Consider the following 18,099-nt stretch of genomic DNA (forward strand, 5'->3'; position numbering starts at 1 on the left):
AAAGGCGATGACAAGCGCGCAGAGCCGGCCATCAAAAGACTCGGGATTATAGAGAGCGAGGCGCAAAATATCACCCTTACGGGCGATAGCTTGCGCTGGATCAGGAAAGGAGCAGGGCGTTAAAAATAGACTTAAAACCAGAAGGACAAATAAAAACGAATCACGTCGGCATCCAAACTGTACAGGGGTTCACTGCCGGCGGCGAATTCAGTGGGCGATACCCGCGCATCGCGGAAATCGTCGTAGTCGATATTGAAGTGATCCCAATAAAGATTGACCGTGCTTTTTTCAAACCAGGGAATAAAACCGGGCGGCACTTTGTAGGTCGCCCCCAAACCCAACACGGTGGATGAAAAAGGACTCAGCTCTTTATCCCGCGCCATGTAATTTTGTGCATCGCGGAAGGGAAATAAATCCGCATAAAAATCAGCGCCGGTTTGTTCGTAAATGCGGTATTTCACTTCAAACAAAAAACGTTCGCCGTAGGGATGCAAATAACGCAGCTCGGCGTTTTCCGCTTCAATGCCCCAGCTATCGGAAAACTGGCGCAACTCGGCGCGCAATGAGGCGCGGTAGGGCAAAAAATACATCAAGCGCAAACCCACCGCATCACTGTTGCGCGTGTGAGGGTAAAGTTCACTTTGGTAGGCGTAACCACCGGTGCCCGTCAGGTAACGCACTGAGCGATAGGGATTGTTTAAACAGCTTTCAGTATCCGCCAAATTCAAACACTGATCGGTGGCCGTATCAAAACTCAGCGAGGCCAACAAATTTTTGGTGATAATTTGCGAGGCGTTGATGCTGTATTTGCGCCGCTGCAAATCGCGCTGGTAATTCGGATCTGTATTTTGACCGACAACATCCTCACCAAAACTCACACCAAAACCGAGCGTGGTCAAATCGCCAAAAAAACTTTGATCAATGCCCAAACTGTAGGTAGTTGCGTCGTAGTCATTTTCTTTACTGCTGACATAACCCACTGAAATGGTTGAGCGATCAATCATGTACTGCGCGCTCAAGCCATTCTCTTTGCGCTCTTCGCTGTAGGGGCTGGCGGTGGCCTCGACATCAATCGACGCGCTGCTCACCATATCCACATAATAATTGGCGGCCACTGACACAGAGCTGCCAATACTTTTGCGCACCAGCACGGACGGGCCATCAATTTGCGCGCCGCCGCCATCGTAACCGTGGTAGAGAATATCAATACGTTCGTCCGGTAATACTGCCGCTTGGGTGATGACCGCAAAAACGCCGAGCAAAACAACCAATAATCGTTTAATTACAACCACAGCCACCTCCCGATGCACCATCGCCGCCGCGCGCGGCTTCACGCGCGTCGTATACGTGATGCAAATAACTGCCCGCCACCGGGTCGCGATCAAAACTCATGATTTCATCTGCGATTTTTTGGCGCTCGTAGGGTTTCACCCAGGGCTTGATGGGGCTACAGGCTGTGCTGCACAACAGCAGCGCAAGCAGCAGGGAGAGGCGCTTTATCATTCTTTAATCAGCTCACGGATTTGATCGCGGTATTTATTTTCATCGCCGGCTTTGTAACCGCGATTGACGTAGCGAATCTGGCCTTTTTTATCAATCAATACCGTGGTGGGCATGGCATCCACGTTGTAGAGACTGCTGGCTTTGCTTTCGGCATCCCACAAAATGGGGAAGCTGACGCCGAGTTGTTTGATGAGTTTCAGCGCATCGGTATTGTCCTCCTCCACGTTCACGCCGTAGAGCACAAAACCGGCATCGCTGTAGCGCTTGGACATGTCATCAAGCAGCGGCATTTCCTGCCGGCAAGGCCCGCACCAGGAGGCCCAGAAATTCAGCATTACCACCTGCCCGCGCTGCTCCGCCAAGCGCACATTGTCACCGCTGTTGCTGGGCAAGGTGAAATCCGGTGCTGGCTCTGCAATCGCCAGCAGCGAACACAACCCCAGTGCAAGTCCGGCGGTCATAGTTGCCAGTTTTTTGCGTAACGATTTGTGCAACAACATAATCAACTCCACATCAATTCAAAAAATTCTGGATTAGAAAAATACCGACAGACCCAAACGCGATTCCAAATTGGTAATGCGTTTGGCTTCGCCAAATAATTCGTGCTCAAAACTATGGCCGCGCATACTTAAATCCAACGCCAGCCAGTCAGTGGTGTAAAAACGCAAACCTGCACCCAGGCTCGTGGTGAAATAATCCTTGGCGGCAAATTCGGTATTGCCGGCACCTAACATCAAATAAAAGTGATTATTGAAAGTCCACTTTTCACCCATAAAGATTTGGCCGTGCAAAAAATTGTAGCCCAGCGCCAGGTTGTAATAGGTAAGGTCGCGCTGCTCTGGCGTTAATAACTCCACACCACCGCTCAATAATTCGTAACTGGTTTTTTGTGTTTTGCTGCTGCCGTAAGCGCCCTCAACAAAAAAACTTTCGGTGATGTGGTAGGCCAGGGTAAAACCAGCCACACCATTGGTGCCAAAATCTTCTACCGATAAAAATCCGTAGTACACCCCCACTTCAAAATTCTCCGTATCCAAATCATCTTCTTTGATTTGGCGGCGTTTAATATCGGGAGTGATAACTTGCTCCAACTCATCGTCATCACTCACCTCTTCTTGGGCAAATGCAGGATTGATAAGACTGGCAGCGCCCAGCAGCAAAACGCCTAGAAAAAGACGTTGAAACCGAGTTTCCATTCATTAACCTCTTCGTTGGTATTACGACTGGTGAGCACGTAATGATTGGTGTATTCCGCGCGCAAAAATAAGCGCCCGGTGAGATGTACATAAGCGCCTAAACTGGCTTGCATTAAGTTGTCTTTACGGTCTTCGGTTTCCACCAGGGTGGCGCTGGGGAAGGTTTTAATAGTACCGCTGCCCACACTAAAAAACGGCGAGGCGCGCCATTCGGGAAAAGGTTGGAATAACACCGCTGCCGCGAGAATTTGGCTGTCGGAAAATTGGCCGGTATTTTCAGCGTAGCGCAGCTCGGCGGATAAATTTTTGGTAAAGCGATAACCCAGATTCATCGTCAGGCTATCGGCGCCGGCAAAATCACCATAGGCCGCGCCCAACTCAAAGCGATCCACCAAATAATCTGCCTGTTCTGCATCGGGGAAGTCCGGTTGGCTGCCATCGGGCGACAGGGTGAGTTTCATGTCGTCGCGTTTGATCCAGCCTTTAATACCGCGTTTGGTTTCAATTTTGATCCAATCGGTGCGGCTGTATAACAGGGTGATCACCTCTTCGCGCTCAACCACATGGAAAATCGGGTAGCCACTGCCGGGGCCGGAATACACATTAATAAACGCATCGTTAATGCTGACTTGCAGCGGCGCTTCCGGCGCAAACCAATTGGCGTACCACTGCGCCTGTGCCGGCAGCGCCGCGCAGAGCAGCAGGCCGAGCAGTAACAGGCGCGCTTTCAGGAGCTTGTCGAAACGGGCAATCATGCCTTGCTTCCCGGTGTTGTGGTGATAATGGCGATGAAATTTGTGGTCATGGCTCTGCTTTTGGTTGAGTTTTTTAATTGTGTTTTTTAGCCGGGTTTTTAATTGGGTACAGCCAACTCAAATGGATTGGTGTAGTAGCGCCCGCCGGTATCCAACCACTCCGATAGGAGTTTTAATTCAGCGGCGTTCAAGAATCCCACATGGCTGCCATTGTTTTCAAATTTATTAAAAAAGCGCCCGCTGGCATTGGCGCCACCACGGCTCATAGGCGGTGGCAGGAACCCTGTAGCCTGCATGCGCGGCACCGGGTTGCCCAGCGCATCCAACTGCAACTCACCAGTTTCTTCATTGGCAATTTCAAAGGGGCAATCTGCCAAGCCTTCGCAGGTTGGAATGCCCTCTTCATCCAACAAGACTTCACACTGGGGAATAAAGTCGTAGTTATCTTCAAACTCACACACTGGCAGTAACACGGCCAGATTGTCCTCGTAAATATATTGGATCTGCCGCTGGTTGCCGTTTAACAATTGCAGGTAGGCGCGCATTTGGCTATTGGCATTTTCCTTGGTGCGCAGCAAATTCAGCTGCGCCTTGGGCACCTGCAAATTGCCCTCGGCATCGGCCGGCGAGTGGCAACCCACACAGCTATTTGACGTGGTGGCGATGGCAAGCTCCGGATCAGTCACCGTCATGGGTTCGCGTTCACGCTCCCAAAGCGATTGCAGGTGATATTCGTAATTAATAACCACCCGACAATTAGCATTCCAGCTGTTTTCCTCGCGACAGGCCGCCGGGGTTGGCACGGCGATTTGATCGGGTGTAGCACCGGGAACCAGATCGTTGTAGCGATAGGCGATACTGGCCGCAGGGTTCAACCCGGGCGCAGTCCAAAGATCGCGAAACAGTAAATCCACACTGGGGTTGCGCAGGTTTTGATCCTGAGCTGGGCCAGCCATGGGCAAACAAACCTGCCCGTTGGCAGTCTCCTCACAAAAGGTAGAGCGCGCCGCAAACTCCGCCATGGTTTCGCCCATAGCGGGGACAATTGGCACCCCCAAACGCTCGTAGCGCTGGGTATTGGGGAAGTTAATTGCACTCAACGCGCCGGGGTTGATCGACGCCGGCGAGGCGGGCAAGTCGTTGCGCCCATGCACGGCTGTTTGATTGTTGGCGGCATGGCAGCCATTACAGGTCATTTGCTCGCCTGGGCGCAGCTGCAAATAGGTGGTGTGATTGGCGCTGATTTGGCGGCCATTGCGGTCGAGGATTTCCAGTGAGAAGGCGACATCCGCCGGCACAGTCACCATCACCGAGCCATCGGCCTCCACCGGCGCGTAGCCAAGAATTTCCTGAATCCCGTTATTGGCATTCATCAGGTTGCCGTAGATGTTGTCGTCCTGATCGTCCAGGGTATCGTCATCGATGCGGGATACGGCTTTTACCAAGCGGATAAACCGCGCGGGACGCTGCTCGGCGGGGCGGGCGATCATCGCCTGCAAATCGGCAGCGCCTGAGTTCATGGCATTAAAGGCACCATCCAGATCATAGACACTGCGGATATGCAAAAGGCCGAGGTTGCGCGCGGCCAAATCCGGGTTGGTGGTGGGCTGGATAAAGCTTGGGTTATAGGCATTTTGCTCCAGCGCCAGGGCTTCACTGAACAGCTTGCCGTTTTCCGCCAGCACCACAGGCAGCTGGGTTTGATTGGTTAAATCGTAAATCCACAAACCGTAAAACGGCGGCGCTTCTTCATAGCCAGTGGCGGGAACCCCGTCCACTAACAGGGTCGGTAAACAAGGCTGCAAACGCTCGGTGGCAGTCTCCAGCAAACGGCACTGGCTCCAGCTCACCAGCAGGCGATTAGTGCCGTCGTACAAGGGAGAGAGGGAAGCAAAGCGGCCGTGCAGCGAGATCAAATCCGTTGCGATATTCACCGGTTTAACCGACAGGGACTGCAGCGCGCCCTCCAGTGCTTGCGCGCCATCCACCACAATCATGTCGCCACCCAATTGGGTTTCATTCTGGAAATAAATGGCGGCGATACGGCCATCGGGCAGTATCTGCGGGCGCAGCAGGCGTGGGATTTCGGTCATGCCCTCGGGCAGTTCGGGGTTGAGGCTCACATCGCCAAAGTAGCGCTGTACATCGGTGCCATCGGGGTTGGCGCGGTAAAAGCTCAGTCGCTCATTGTTGCCCGTTCCCGCCCAGCGCAGAAATACCAAGCGGCCATCGGGCATGACCTGCGGCTGCAGGTCGTGGCTCAGGTTGTAACTGAGCTGCTGGATATCGGTGCCGTCGTCTTTCACGCTGTGCAGCAGAAAACTGGTGATCTCATCGTCCTGTTGGGTCACTGCGCCAAACTGGGGTTTGCCCTCGTCCAACAGGATTTCCTTGCTGCGTTTTTGGCGGTCGGAGCTGAACACTATGCGGCCATCGGGCAGGTAGCGAGGGCTGACATCATGGCCTTTTTCGGCCTCGAAATCGGAGCTGATAATACGGCGCAGCTGCTTGGTGGCGAGGTGATACTCCCAGATATTCCAGGTGGGTTGATCCTCATCATCTTCATCCAAATCCGGGTTGAGCGGCGCGCGCATGGCAAACAGCAGACGGGTACCGGCCGGGTCTACCGCTAGATCTTTCACATCATAGTTGGGGGTTTCGGGGGTGTAATCCGGGTATTTTTCCGGGTTATTTTCAAACTCGGCGCGGGTGATATTGACCACTTCCGCCTGCGCCGTGGCACGCGCCTTGAGGAACAGCTCGCCACCGGCGTTGAAACTGGCGGGGTTAAAGACATCGGGGTAAACCGGCTCGCCCGCGTCATCTACCGGCAGGGGGCGCTGGATATAGGCCACGGGAATATCCACCACCACCGGGTCTGGCGCCTGCCCGCCATTGGAACCGCCGCCGGAGCTGCCACCGCCGCAGCCAACCAGAAGCAGTGCCGCTATAGCGCCGGCGAAGAGCGAAACAAAAGGTGACGAGGGATTCATAACCAGAGCCTGATAACCAAAATAAGAGATTGCTAAAGAGTCCACATCCCTGACCAGCGCCCATCCTGATAGCCATGACGCTATACCGTTAACCACTAACGACTAAAACCCGAGAGGTCTGATCTATTCAAAACCCGCGCCAATCAAGCATAGCGGCAGCTCGGGCCAGTGTTTTGCAGAATTCAATCGCCGGATGAATGTGGATTGTGACGCAGGTCGCGAATAGCAGATGCCAGCATCAAAATTTTGACTAAATGGCAAATTTGCGCGCTGACAGAGGCTGTCATGACGGGAATTAATCTGACAATTTTTGTCAGCGCATCGGGCCACCAATAATCACCAAACCCTTATGCGCCTGCGATTACAAAGCAAACGCAGGCTCTTCCACCGGCCGGCGTCAGACAATCAGATGGTTACAATCGGCGACAACCGGCAATTTAGGAGAACTGTTTCTAATTCCTGCACACTGCCCGGGCGCACGCTGGTAAACCGCCTGCGAGCGGCACAGTCACTGCATAGCGCGAATGTTTTCACTTTGTTTAATGATTGATGACGAGCAACCAAGCCGCTCCGGAGCACCTGTGAACATCACCCACTCTCCCTTCACCAGAGCAATGCACCAGCTACCGCGTCTGGGTGCCATAGCTCTGCTGTTATTTGCCGGCGCCAGCCACGCCGGTTCGCGCGAGCAAGCGCTGCAAATCCATAACCGCATTGCCGGTGTGCCGCCCAGCGAAGCGGTATTGGTGCAGATGCGCACCGCCATAGATGCCGGTCAAGTGGCCGATGCCGTGCGCATCGCCATGAGTAACGAGGCGTTTTACCGCGTCACCCTGAAAAATATGGTCACGCCTTGGACCAATCGCGACCGCACCGTATTTGCGCCGCTCAATGATTACACCGCCACGGTGATTGGCTTGGTGCGCGATGACGCCGATTTCCGCACAGTGCTCTACGATGACGTCATCTACACCAGTAACGCCAGCGGCCTGCCCGGCTATTCCAATAGCAACAACAGCCACTACGAAGCGATTGAAAATCAGGGCGTCAGCTTGAAAGACACGCTAGTCAGACGCACCCAGTCCAGCGTGACCGGCCTGCCCGCCGAGGCTACCTCCGGGGTGATTACCAGCCGCGCGGCGGCCAAGGCATTTTTTATTGCCGGCACCAATCGCGCCATGTTCCGCTTTACCCTGATCAACCACCTGTGCCGCGATTTGGAACAGGTTCACGACACCAGCCTGACGCCCGACTTTATCCGTCAGGATGTGAGCCGCAGCCCCGGTGGCGATAGCCGCGTGTTCCTCAACAACTGTATTGGCTGTCACAACGGCATGGACCCGCTCGCCAAAGCCTACGCCTACTACGATTACGAATTTGATGTGGACGCCGACCCGGAGGGCATCAACGGCAGCATCCATTACAACAGCGAGGGCACCCTCGACCCGGACACCCAAAGCCGGGTGGAAAAGAAATACCGCATTAACGCCAATACCTTCAAATACGGTTATGTGACCACCAATGACAACTGGCAGAACTACTGGCGCCAGGGCATGAACCAGCATTTGGGCTGGGATAACAGCCTGCCCGGCAGTGGTGCCGGCGCGCGCAGCATGAACATGGAGCTAGCCCACAGCCAGGCCTTTGCCAGCTGTCAGGTGGAAAAGGTGTTCCAGAATGTGTGTTTGCGCAAACCCGCCGATAGCACCGACCGCAGCAAGCTGGATGAAATAACCGCCAACTTTGCGGCCTCCGGCTACAAACTCAGCCAGGTGTTTATCGACACCGCCGATTACTGCAAGGGTGAATAAGGTGATGAAAATGCGCACAACAACAGCATTGTCACTCCTGCAGTGGCACAAATCCGGATGGCTCGCACTGGCTCTGGTCGCCGGCCTGCTCACCGGTTGCGGTGGTTCGGGTAGTGGCAGCGACGTCAAACCCAACAACCCGCCCCCGCCATCCAGCAGCGGCAGTTTTGGCTATCGCGGTGAAAAACCGGCGGCGACGGCAGACATCATCAAATTCCAGAACGAGCTGTGGATCAACATGGCGCGCGAGGATCGCTGCGGCAGCTGCCACCAAACCCAGGCGCCTACCTTTGCCCGCGGCGACGACATCAATCTCGCCTATGCCGCGGTGATTGATGAGGCATTGGTCACCCTGAGCGACCCGGCCGCCTCGCGTTTGGTGACCAAAGTCGGCGGCGGCCACAACTGCTGGCTGGCCGATGCCGGCGCCTGCGCTGACATCATGACCGGCTGGATCAACAAATGGGCCGGCCCGCGCGAGACTACCGCCAACGATGTGGTACTCAAAGCGCCCGCCGACCGCGCCATCGACAACACCAAAAGCTTCCCGGTTGATAGCAGCGGCTTTGCCGCCAGCGTCTACCCGCTGCTCACGGAATACTGCGCCGCCTGCCATTCCGAAGCCGCCACCACCCGCCAACAACCCTACTTGGGCAGCGACGATGTCGTCATTGCCTATGAAGCGGCCAAAAGCCGGATGCGCCTGGATAACCCGGCACAATCGCGCCTGGTACAACGCTTGCGCGCCGATTCCCACAACTGTTGGGACAACGACTGCGCCGCCAGCGCCAACCAAATGCAGGCCGCCATCCAAACACTGGCTAATAGCATTCCCGCTATCGAAGTTGACCCCGATTTGGTGGTGAGCAAGGCGGTTGGCTTGGGCGATGCGTTTGTGCTCAGCAGCGGCGGGCGCATTGATAGCGAGATCATCGCCAAATACGAATTCAAAACCGGCAAGGGCACAGTGGCCTTCGACACCTCGGGCATAGACCCGGTGGCCGACCTCAGCTTGATTGGCAATGTCAGCTGGAGCAGCGCCTGGGGCATCAAGTTTGCCGATACCGGCCGCGCCCAAGCGACGGTCAGCGGCAGCCGCAAACTCTATGACCTGCTGCTCGGTTCCGGCGAATACACCATAGAAACCTGGATTATTCCCGACAGCCTCGACCAGGGCGCCAACAACAATAACCCGGCGCGCATCGTCAGCTACTCCGGCAGTACCAGCGAGCGCAACTTCACCCTCGGCCAGTACGATTACAACTACATCGGCATGAATCGCACCGGCGAAAGCGACGCCAATGGCGAACCGGTACTGGCCACCAACGACAACGACGAGCGCGCCCAAGCCTCGCTGCAGCATGTGGTGCTGAGCTATGACCCGATTCGCGGCCGCCGCTTGTATGTAAACGGTGAATTTACCGGCGATACCGACGCCACCGCCGGCGCCTTCCTCAAAGACTGGGACAACGGCCACGCGCTGGTAGTTGGCAACGAAGTATCGGGCAATCGCCCCTGGGCGGGCAGCTTGCGCTTCCTCGCCATTCACAAACGCGCCATGAGCGAGGGCGATATCCAAACCAACTTTGAAGTGGGTGTGGGCGCGCGCTACCTGTTGCTGTTTAACGTATCGGAACTAATCGACCAACCCGCCTGTTTTGCCACCGGCGAAACCGGCACCAGCGGCCAGTGTTTTATTGTGTTTGAAGTGCAGCAAATCGACGATTTTGGCTACCAATTTGCCGCGCCTTTCTTCACCGTACTGGGCGATGGCGCACTCACCAGCGCCGTGCCGCTCAAAGGTATTCGCATTGGGGTTAACGGCACCGAGGCGCCTGTCGGTCAGGTATTTGCCAATGTGAATACCCAATTGGCCGCCGGTGAACTGGTGGATGGCCGCCAAAACCTGTCGCCACTGGGTACAGTAATAGAAGCCAAAAACGGCCCCGAGGAGGATGTGTTTTTCCTCACCTTCGACCAGATTGGCGACAACACTTACAGCCGCCCGGTAGTGGCCGTACCGCCGCCAGCGCCGCCAGCAGATATTCCCGACCAACCAACCCTTGGCCTGCGCGACTTTGCCGAGATCAATGCCAGCTTATCCGCCCTGACCGGTATTCCCACCACCAACAGCGTGGCGGCCGATACCTATGAAAAAGTGAAACAACAGCTGCCCACCCTGACCAATCTGGACGGTTTCCTCGCCGCGCAGCAAATGGGTATCACCCAGTTGACCGTGGCCTACTGCAACGCGCTAGTGGGCAACTCCAGCGCGGCCAATAGCGCGCGCGCCGCACTCTTCCCCGGGTTTGATTTCAGCGCTGCCGCTAACGTCGCCTTTAACAGCGATGCAAAACGCGACTTGATTATTGAGCCGCTGCTCAGCCGCCTGCTGGCCAATGAGCTGGCCGATGGCGCCAACCCGCACAGCGCGCTGGATGGTCAGGCCGACCCCGCCGAACTGCGTTTGGAGCTGAACCAATTGATCGACAACATGACCAGCTGTGGCAGCAACTGCGCCGCCGACCGCACCCTGACCACCGTCAAAGCCACCTGCGCCGCCGCCTTTGGCAGCGCCGTGATGCTGTTGCAATAATTACCGGAGCGAATCGACCATGGCTAAATCCAAACTCCCGCTACACCCGGACGCGCCGCTGCGGCTTAACAACCATCGCCGGCCAGTCACCCGCCGCGAACTCATCGCCCAGGGTTTTAAACTGGGTTCGGGCACACTCATTGGCGGTTCACTGCTGGGCATTCTGACCAACCCGGCCTACGCCGCCGATGTTAGCCTCTCGCCCGATATCGCCGCCGCGCGCGACGCCTGTGGCATAGCCGCCCAAGGCGCGGGCAAGATTCCGTTTATCTGTTTCGATCTGGCCGGCGGTGCCAACTTTGCCGGCTCCAATGTGCTGGTTGGTCAGCGCGGCGGCCAGCAGGATTTCCTCAGTGCAGCGGGTTACAGCAAGCAAGGCTTACCGGCAGATATGGCGCCCACTAGCTCTACCGCCGGCACCCTGATCGACGACCGCCTCGGGCTGTTGTTCCACACCGATTCGCAGTTGCTGGCCGGCATCATGTCCAAGGTGCAGGCCGGCACTGCCACCAATATCAACGGCGCGGTTATCGCCGCCCGCTCGGAAAACGACACCGGCAACAACCCGCACAACCCTATGTATGGCATCTACAAAGCCGGTGCGGCCGGCTCGCTGGTGGATTTGATTGGCTCGCGCAACAGCGACTCGGGCGGCAACTCCATGGCGCCCGCCTCACTCATCAATTTGGAAGTGCGCCCCACCAAGGTGGATAACCCCAATGACGTGACCGGTTTGGTGGATGTGGGCGACCTGGTGGATTTGATGAGCCAGGAGGACATAGTCAAAACCATGGAATCCATCTATCGCATTAGCGATGCCAAGCTCAACGCCATGGCCAGCCTTGGCACCAGCAAAGACGCCCAGCTCAAAGAATTGCTGCGCTGCGGCTACGTAAAGAGTGCAGATTTGGCGGCGCGCTTTGGCAACCCCGCCGATATAGACCCGATTGCCGATGCGGATATCGTCGGCGCCAACGGCATTTTTTCCTTTGATGAATTTGATCGCGATGGCGAACTGCGCAAAACCGCCTCGGTGATGAAACTGGTCGTAAACGGCTACGCGGGCGCCGGCACCATCACCATGGGCGGCTACGACTATCACACCGGCGACCGCTCCACCGGCGAAGTGCGCGACGAACGCGCCGGCCGCTGCATAGGTGCCTGCCTTGAATACGCCGCACGCAAAAATATGCCGCTGATGATTTATGTGTTTAGCGACGGCTCGGTGTTCAGCAACGGTATGATTGACGACTCCATGGCCGGGCGCGGCAAAGGCGTCTGGACCGGCGACGACCAACAGACCGCCTGCTCCTTCTTCCTCGTCTACAACCCCGGCGGCCGCCCGCAACTGCTGGGCGCCAATGCCGACGAACAAGCGCGCCACCAACAACTGGGCTACATGCGCCCCAGCGGAGACGTAGAAACCGCCGGCAGCCCCGCCGCCAACAACGTCAACTTGCTAGTAGAAACCGTGGTACTCAACTACATGGCGTTACACGGCGAGCAAAACCAATTCAGCACCCTATTCCGCGGTCACGGCTTGGGCAACGCCAGCATGATGGACCGCCTCACCGCCTTCCAACCCATAGTCGGCGGCACCATCGGCACTCCACCGGTTTAACTATTTTCCTCTCCCATGCAAGCGCTTGAGCCGGTACCCTGTACCGGCTTTTTTTATTAAGGACTATAACCATGAAAAATCGTTTATCCGCATCCACAGCAGCATTGATCTTGGCATTTGCTACCAACATTCCCGCGCAAGCAAAAATCCTCTGGCAGGGCGATTTTGAAACGGGCGATATGAGCCAATGGAGCACGCCGATTCACCCCGCGGGGCACTCGTTGGTGAAGGATTGTGTATTTGATGGCAGCTACGCCGGCAAAATTACCCTTAGCGGCGATGAATCATTTTTATGGCGTGGCAATAAGGATTTAAACCGCAGTGAATTTCATCACCGTTACACGGCAGGTGAAGATGGCGAGGGCAGCACTCATGAAGCTAGCGATACGTTTTTTGCGTTCAGTTTTTATTTGCCGCAACAACTAAGCGAACACAAACATGAGCTGGGTTATTGGGAATCCGATAAAACCTGGCAACAAATGTTTCGCTTCAACATTCACGGTAGCGAATTAAGTTTTCAGGAAACCGCTGCAAAAAATGTGTTGTGGAAATTACCCAATGGCGCCGCGCCCGGCCAATGGCATCGCATTGCATTGCAGATCCACTGGTCAACCGATGCAACAAAAGGCGCGGTGGAAGTCTGGGTGAACGGCAAACATATGGGCAAACACAATTTCCAAACCCTGCCGGTAAAAGACGCGCTGATGTTTACCCAAATTGGCATTCTGCGCAGCCAGGAAAACACTCGTGAAACCATCTATGTTGATGGCGCCTTGCGCACCGACAACCTCACCGAGCTGCTGGAGCGCAATCGCCATTTAATGGGGAAAACTTGCGACCAACCATAACGCCAAGGCAGCAGATCATTTCAGTGCAGCAGCCTGCACCAACTCAATTAAAAAGCACAATTAAAGTGCAAGGCATTTTCAACCCACAGGGCGGGCTTCAATAAAGTCGCGCCTTAGCAATATATCGGGGCGCTGGCACATGAGTTGCAAAACCACCTTCACTCATAACAAAGGTGGTGCTTATGCGATTCGTTTATCTTGCACTCGCGTTATTTTTTTCTTTTTTTAGCGCTGGCAGTGTTGCCAGCGACATTTCCATCACCGAATTAAGTCACTCACTCAATAGCAGCTGGATAGTATTAGCCGGTGTGCTGGTCTTTTTTATGCAGGCCGGTTTTGCACTGGTGGAAAGTGGCATGTCGCGCGCAAAAAATGCCGTCAATGTGATTATGAAAAACTACATGGACGTGTGCGTGTGCAGTTTAATTTTTTGGGCGCTGGGTTACGGTTTGATGTTTGGAACCAACACCTCCGGCTGGTTTGGCACCAGTCATTTTTTACCGGGTGAATTAAGTGATTGGGATTGGACGTTTTTATTTTTTCAAATGATGTTTGCCGCCACTACCACCACCATCGCCAGCGGTGCCATGGCGGAACGCGTGCATTTTCATGCCTATTTAATTGGCGCCTGTGTGATTGCGGGTTTTATTTATCCGGTATTTGGTAGCTGGGCATGGGGCAGCAATTACGCTGGCGAAGGCTGGCTCAAAGCCATGGGCTTTATCGACTTTGCCGGCTCCACGGTTGTGCACTCCATGGGCGGCTGGATTGCGCTCGCCGCTGTGATTATTTTAGGGCCGCGCCTTGGACGTTTTAGCCCTACAGGTGAAGCGCGCACTATCCCCGGTCACAACCTCACGATGGTCGCACTGGGTGGATTTATTTTATGGTTTGGCTGGTTTGGTTTTAATGCAGGTTCAACACTGGCAGCCAATACCAGCCTCGGCAAAATCGCCTTAAATACTCATCTGGCTGCGTGCAGTGGTGCACTGGGTTATATGCTCATAAGCAAATTGTGCAGGCAATCTATTTTATTAACCGGCACAGTCAACGGCAGCCTTGGCGGTTTGGTGGGCATCACCGCTGGTTGTGCAAGCATGGAACCAATTTTTGCAATGTTCACCGGTTTAATTGCCGGATTAATTAGTTTCCTGGGCCCCAAATTATTAACCAGTTTTAAAATCGACGATGTTGTGGACGCAATCAGTGTGCATGGCTTTTGCGGCGCTTGGGGCACACTCGCCGCCGGATTATTTTTTGCGGGCGATATGTTTGATCTGGGGCGCATCAGCGTACAACTGATTGGCATTGGCGCCGCCTTAGTGTGGGGATTTGGTATCGCATTTTGTACTTATTTTTTAATTAATCTGCTGATCGGTATGCGCGCCAGCAGTTTGCACGAACAGCGCGGCCTGGATTTCACCGAACACGCTGAAATTGGTTACCCGGAATTCCAGGACACGCGCGCAATTAATCAAGAGGCGTTAAACGCCCAGCGCTGAGCATATTCACACTACTCGCTCTATCGTTTTAAAAACCGAGGCTCATGTGACACCAGCACAAAAACGTAAAGCTGTGGAAACGGCGCTCATGCCTTTTATTCATGGGCAAACACTCGCACAGGCACTCATTCTCTGGGATGAAAAATACGCGCACAAACCTAATTTTGCGCTGCAACATTTTCTGCGTGAACTCTGCAGTGATATTGAGCTCGCCCATATGCGCTCGCGCATGCTGCAAGCATTAGTCACCACCTTTTCCTCACTGCAAGACCAACGTCAGGAAAAAAGCCCGGCCAAAACAAACCACACATCTCAGGCTGCCGCACATCACTCACCCGAACAGCAAATGTTTATGGCGTTGGTTGAGCAGCTGATTAACAGCGCCAAAAGTGATAGGGCTATACCTGTGCGTTTGTATGTATTGGAACATATCGAAAAATTACCGACAGCACCCAACAACCGCCGCGCTTTGCAAACTTGGCTTAATCAAATCGCACCACTGACTGACATCACCCTGAACCTTGCGCTAATGCAGCAGGTAATCAACCTCGCCTACGTTGGCTTGTGTGAATATTTGGGCCCGATAACAGCAGACCAACTGCTGCAAGAAAGCGTGAGCGCAGTACAGCAACGTTTCCCGCAATTGCGGGTGCAGAGTTTGCTGTAAAGCTTAAGCCTCTTCGTCAACCGAATCGGTTTTACGCCCCGCACGCGGATGCGCCTGGTCATACACCTTGGCGAGGTGTTGGAAATCCAAGTGGGTATAAATTTGTGTCGTGGAGATATTTTCATGGCCGAGTAATTCTTGCACCAGGCGTAGATCCCCGCTGGATTCAAGAATGTGACTGGCAAACGAGTGGCGCAGCATGTGTGGGTGAACGGGGTTGTCCATACCTTGGCTGGCACTTAATTGCTGCATGCGCATTTGTACGGCGCGATGACTAATGCGACCGCCGCGCTGGGTGGTGAATAACGCGGGTTCGCTGTCCTGGGTGTATTGTTTGCGCGCGACCAACCAATCTTTGAGGGCAGTCATGGCCATTGAACCTACTGGCAGGATGCGCGTTTTTCGCCCCTTGCCGACCACGGTGAGCATGGCATCGCCCCAGTCTATATCCTTCACATTTAAACTGGTGACTTCTGCAAGGCGCAGGCCGGAGGAATAAATTAATTCCAGTAAAGCGCGGTCGCGTTTGTTAATAAAATCATCGCCCTCCACCGCCACAAATTGCGCGGTTTGATCCACGTCCAAGGTTTTGGGTAAGAGCTTGGGAGATTTGGGCGCGGCAATGCCTTCGGCAACATTATTTGTCATCCAGCCACGACGAATACAAAATTGGAAAAAACTGCGCAGTGAAGAGAGCCAGCGCTGCAAGCTTTTCCCACCCAAGCCCTCGCGGTGCAAATAGGCCACGGCATTGCGCACCTGCCCCATGGTTAACAGCGGTAATTCACTGATATTTTTTTCAGCGCAATAGCGCTGGAATTTTTTCAGGTCGCGCAGGTAATTTTGTTGGGTGAGTGGCGAAAATTGTTTTTCGCTGCGCATGTAATTCAGAAAAGCATTTAGCTCAGGCGTAAAAGGTAGCGCGGGCGAATCATTGGTGGGAGCATGCGGAACGTCAGGTGGCAGTGTATCGGTCATGAATCTTGCCTGCTGTTGATTGGTTTTATTCGATTCCGCAGGCCAGCTGAGAATATTCTCAGCGTGGCAAATATTTTGGCAACAATCGATTCAATACTTCGGCGATGTAACCCAAAAATAAAGTGCCCATACTGGAGCGATAATACTGTGGGTCGCGGTTGCCGATGGCGAGCAGGCCAAAAGCACTGCCGTGCATCAGTGGCACCACGGCAACAGAACCTATTTCGCTGGCGTGATGGCCAAATAAAAATTCCTGCTCTTTTGCGCCCAGAGTGCCACACACCGCGCGGCTATTTTTAAGCAGTGCACCTACATGTTCGCGGGCATCGGCAATACTTACTACTCGCGCTTGGCTGCTGGGAATTTTTTCGGTGTTGCCAAATAAAATCACGCTGGTGAAATGGATGGAAAAATCCTTATCGAAGCTGTAGTGCAACGCATCGATAATATCACCCATGTCCTGCCCTTCCAGCAGGTTGAGCACCAGGCGTTTGGTTTTCTCAAATAATTTGTCGTTGTCGCGCGCGTTATCGAGCAATTTGCTCAGGCGATTGCGCATGTCGATGTTGCGCTCGCGCAATATCGCAACCTGCCGCTCCACCAGGGAAATCGCCGAACCGGATTCGTGGGGCAAGCTCAGCTCGGCCAGCAACTCCGGGTGGCTTTCAAAAAAATCCGGATGCTCGCGCAACCAGGCTTCAATTTGTTCCGGCTCCAGTGGATCGGCAAGGGTCGGCGCGTGTTCTGTCATACCTTCTGGTCCAATTATTAGATTTTTATTTGTCCGTGAAAAACCGTAACGGCAGGCCCGGTCATTATTACCGGTTGGCCTTCGCCCGGCCATTCGATGTGCAAACTGCCACCGGGTAAATTTACTTTGACTTTCTGATCCAACAAACCGCGCAAGCGCCCTGCCACCACTGCACCGCAGGCGCCGGTACCGCAGGCGAGGGTTTCGCCCACACCGCGTTCAAATACGCGCAAATTAATTTCGCTGCGCGATACCACCTGCATAAAACCGGCATTTACGCGCGCTGGAAAACGCACGTGATTTTCAATGAGCGGGCCTAGCTCGGTAACCGGCGCAGTTTTGACATCATCCACCAGCAATACGCTGTGGGGGTTGCCCATGGACACGGCAGAAATCTCATAGGTTTTACCGGCAACTTCCAGCGGATAGGTCACCGCTTGCGCATCGGCCACAAAGGGAATTTGCGCGGGCTGCAAACGCGGCGCGCCCATATCCACACTGACTTGCTCGTCTTGTTGCACACGCAATTCAATCAAGCCGCCCGCCGTTTCTACTTTAATCACATTTTTGCCGGTGAGTTTGCGCTCGCGCACAAATACCGCAAAACAGCGCGCGCCATTGCCACAATTTTCCACTTCGCTGCCGTCGCAATTAAAAATGCGATAGCGAAAATCCACATCGGGATTGTCCGGTGTTTCCACCAACAAAATTTGATCACAGCCGACACCAAAATTGCGGTCAGCAATGTAGCGAATTTTTTCCGGTGTTAATCGCACACTTTGGCCAACGCCGTCGATGACCACGAAGTCGTTGCCCAAGCCGTGCATTTTGCTAAAACGTAAACGCATAATTTTTCCCGCTTATTCCGGCAAATTATT

General features: G+C 54.4%; 15 protein-coding genes. 6 read left to right on the forward strand and 9 right to left on the reverse strand.

Features of this window, described 5'->3' with window-relative positions:
• Nucleotides 1-131: 131 nt before the first annotated feature.
• The 6 genes from ACFODX_RS02375 to ACFODX_RS02400 all read right to left on the reverse strand — a co-directional run bounded on the left by ACFODX_RS02375 (nucleotide 132) and on the right by ACFODX_RS02400 (nucleotide 6,447).
• Nucleotides 132-1,292: a DUF3570 domain-containing protein gene (locus tag ACFODX_RS02375; RefSeq protein ID WP_378115680.1), complete on the reverse strand. Its 1,161-nt coding sequence runs from the start codon at nucleotides 1,290-1,292 to the stop codon at nucleotides 132-134.
• Nucleotides 1,279-1,503, reverse strand: a complete 225-nt coding sequence (locus ACFODX_RS02380) for a DUF4266 domain-containing protein (RefSeq protein WP_378115683.1) — start codon at nucleotides 1,501-1,503, stop codon at nucleotides 1,279-1,281. Before ACFODX_RS02380 ends, ACFODX_RS02375 begins: the two co-directional genes overlap by 14 nt.
• On the reverse strand, nucleotides 1,500-2,003 hold the full coding sequence (locus ACFODX_RS02385) for a TlpA family protein disulfide reductase (protein ID WP_378115685.1): 504 nt from the start codon (nucleotides 2,001-2,003) through the stop codon (nucleotides 1,500-1,502). Before ACFODX_RS02385 ends, ACFODX_RS02380 begins: the two co-directional genes overlap by 4 nt.
• A 33-nt stretch (nucleotides 2,004-2,036) precedes the next feature.
• Nucleotides 2,037-2,699, reverse strand: a complete 663-nt coding sequence (locus ACFODX_RS02390) for an outer membrane beta-barrel domain-containing protein (RefSeq protein ID WP_378115687.1) — start codon at nucleotides 2,697-2,699, stop codon at nucleotides 2,037-2,039.
• Nucleotides 2,669-3,454: an SH3 domain-containing protein gene (locus ACFODX_RS02395; protein ID WP_378115689.1), complete on the reverse strand. Its 786-nt coding sequence runs from the start codon at nucleotides 3,452-3,454 to the stop codon at nucleotides 2,669-2,671. Before ACFODX_RS02395 ends, ACFODX_RS02390 begins: the two co-directional genes overlap by 31 nt.
• A 98-nt stretch (nucleotides 3,455-3,552) precedes the next feature.
• Nucleotides 3,553-6,447, reverse strand: a complete 2,895-nt coding sequence (locus ACFODX_RS02400) for an HzsA-related protein (RefSeq protein WP_378115691.1) — start codon at nucleotides 6,445-6,447, stop codon at nucleotides 3,553-3,555.
• 614 nt (nucleotides 6,448-7,061) lie between these two features.
• Between ACFODX_RS02400 and ACFODX_RS02405 the strand changes: the two genes are divergently transcribed.
• The 6 genes from ACFODX_RS02405 to ACFODX_RS02430 all read left to right on the forward strand — a co-directional run bounded on the left by ACFODX_RS02405 (nucleotide 7,062) and on the right by ACFODX_RS02430 (nucleotide 15,492).
• On the forward strand, nucleotides 7,062-8,258 hold the full coding sequence (locus tag ACFODX_RS02405; protein ID WP_378116942.1) for a hypothetical protein: 1,197 nt from the start codon (nucleotides 7,062-7,064) through the stop codon (nucleotides 8,256-8,258).
• 10 nt (nucleotides 8,259-8,268) lie between these two features.
• The gene (locus ACFODX_RS02410) at nucleotides 8,269-10,854 is read left to right on the forward strand and encodes a LamG domain-containing protein (RefSeq protein ID WP_378115693.1); all 2,586 of its coding nucleotides are present in this window, start codon (nucleotides 8,269-8,271) and stop codon (nucleotides 10,852-10,854) included.
• A 19-nt stretch (nucleotides 10,855-10,873) separates the two neighbouring features.
• Complete coding sequence (locus ACFODX_RS02415) at nucleotides 10,874-12,475, forward strand: hypothetical protein (protein ID WP_378115695.1); 1,602 nt, start codon at nucleotides 10,874-10,876, stop codon at nucleotides 12,473-12,475.
• 71 nt (nucleotides 12,476-12,546) lie between these two features.
• A complete protein-coding gene (locus tag ACFODX_RS02420; protein WP_378115697.1) occupies nucleotides 12,547-13,323 on the forward strand; it encodes a polysaccharide lyase in 777 nt (258 codons plus the stop codon).
• Nucleotides 13,324-13,505: 182 nt separating this feature from the next.
• Nucleotides 13,506-14,825 (forward strand): ammonium transporter, encoded by a 1,320-nt coding sequence (locus ACFODX_RS02425; RefSeq protein WP_378115699.1) that lies wholly within the window; start codon nucleotides 13,506-13,508, stop codon nucleotides 14,823-14,825.
• Between the two features lie 46 nt (nucleotides 14,826-14,871).
• On the forward strand, nucleotides 14,872-15,492 hold the full coding sequence (locus ACFODX_RS02430) for a hypothetical protein (protein ID WP_378115701.1): 621 nt from the start codon (nucleotides 14,872-14,874) through the stop codon (nucleotides 15,490-15,492).
• A gap of 3 nt (nucleotides 15,493-15,495) precedes the next feature.
• On the opposite strand, the gene xerC is transcribed toward ACFODX_RS02430, so the two are convergent.
• Genes xerC through dapF form a run of 3 tightly spaced genes read right to left on the reverse strand, consistent with a single transcriptional unit; the run spans nucleotide 15,496 to nucleotide 18,069 of the window.
• Entirely contained in the window at nucleotides 15,496-16,470 is a 975-nt protein-coding gene (gene xerC, locus ACFODX_RS02435; protein ID WP_378115703.1) for a tyrosine recombinase XerC, read from the reverse strand.
• 58 nt (nucleotides 16,471-16,528) lie between these two features.
• Complete coding sequence (locus ACFODX_RS02440; protein WP_378115705.1) at nucleotides 16,529-17,221, reverse strand: DUF484 family protein; 693 nt, start codon at nucleotides 17,219-17,221, stop codon at nucleotides 16,529-16,531.
• A gap of 17 nt (nucleotides 17,222-17,238) precedes the next feature.
• On the reverse strand, nucleotides 17,239-18,069 hold the full coding sequence (dapF, locus tag ACFODX_RS02445) for a diaminopimelate epimerase (RefSeq protein ID WP_378115706.1): 831 nt from the start codon (nucleotides 18,067-18,069) through the stop codon (nucleotides 17,239-17,241).
• Between the last annotated feature and the right edge of the window lie 30 nt (nucleotides 18,070-18,099).

It is taken from the genome of Cellvibrio fontiphilus (assembly GCF_042646205.1).
Lineage (GTDB): Bacteria > Pseudomonadota > Gammaproteobacteria > Pseudomonadales > Cellvibrionaceae > Cellvibrio > Cellvibrio fontiphilus_A.

Excerpts from the sequence above, each read along its gene's own strand:
- ACFODX_RS02380 (WP_378115683.1), bottom strand. The coding sequence starts at position 1,503 with ATGATAAAGCGCCTCTCCCTGCTGCTTGCGCTGCTGTTGTGCAGCACA.
- ACFODX_RS02385 (WP_378115685.1), bottom strand. The coding sequence starts at position 2,003 with ATGTTGTTGCACAAATCGTTACGCAAAAAACTGGCAACTATGACCGCC.
- ACFODX_RS02390 (WP_378115687.1), bottom strand. The coding sequence starts at position 2,699 with ATGGAAACTCGGTTTCAACGTCTTTTTCTAGGCGTTTTGCTGCTGGGC.
- ACFODX_RS02395 (WP_378115689.1), bottom strand. The coding sequence starts at position 3,454 with ATGATTGCCCGTTTCGACAAGCTCCTGAAAGCGCGCCTGTTACTGCTC.
- ACFODX_RS02400 (WP_378115691.1), bottom strand. The coding sequence starts at position 6,447 with ATGAATCCCTCGTCACCTTTTGTTTCGCTCTTCGCCGGCGCTATAGCG.
- ACFODX_RS02405 (WP_378116942.1), top strand. The coding sequence starts at position 7,062 with ATGCACCAGCTACCGCGTCTGGGTGCCATAGCTCTGCTGTTATTTGCC.
- ACFODX_RS02410 (WP_378115693.1), top strand. The coding sequence starts at position 8,269 with ATGCGCACAACAACAGCATTGTCACTCCTGCAGTGGCACAAATCCGGA.
- ACFODX_RS02415 (WP_378115695.1), top strand. The coding sequence starts at position 10,874 with ATGGCTAAATCCAAACTCCCGCTACACCCGGACGCGCCGCTGCGGCTT.
- ACFODX_RS02420 (WP_378115697.1), top strand. The coding sequence starts at position 12,547 with ATGAAAAATCGTTTATCCGCATCCACAGCAGCATTGATCTTGGCATTT.
- ACFODX_RS02425 (WP_378115699.1), top strand. The coding sequence starts at position 13,506 with ATGCGATTCGTTTATCTTGCACTCGCGTTATTTTTTTCTTTTTTTAGC.
- xerC (WP_378115703.1), bottom strand. The coding sequence starts at position 16,470 with ATGACCGATACACTGCCACCTGACGTTCCGCATGCTCCCACCAATGAT.
- ACFODX_RS02440 (WP_378115705.1), bottom strand. The coding sequence starts at position 17,221 with ATGACAGAACACGCGCCGACCCTTGCCGATCCACTGGAGCCGGAACAA.
- dapF (WP_378115706.1), bottom strand. The coding sequence starts at position 18,069 with ATGCGTTTACGTTTTAGCAAAATGCACGGCTTGGGCAACGACTTCGTG.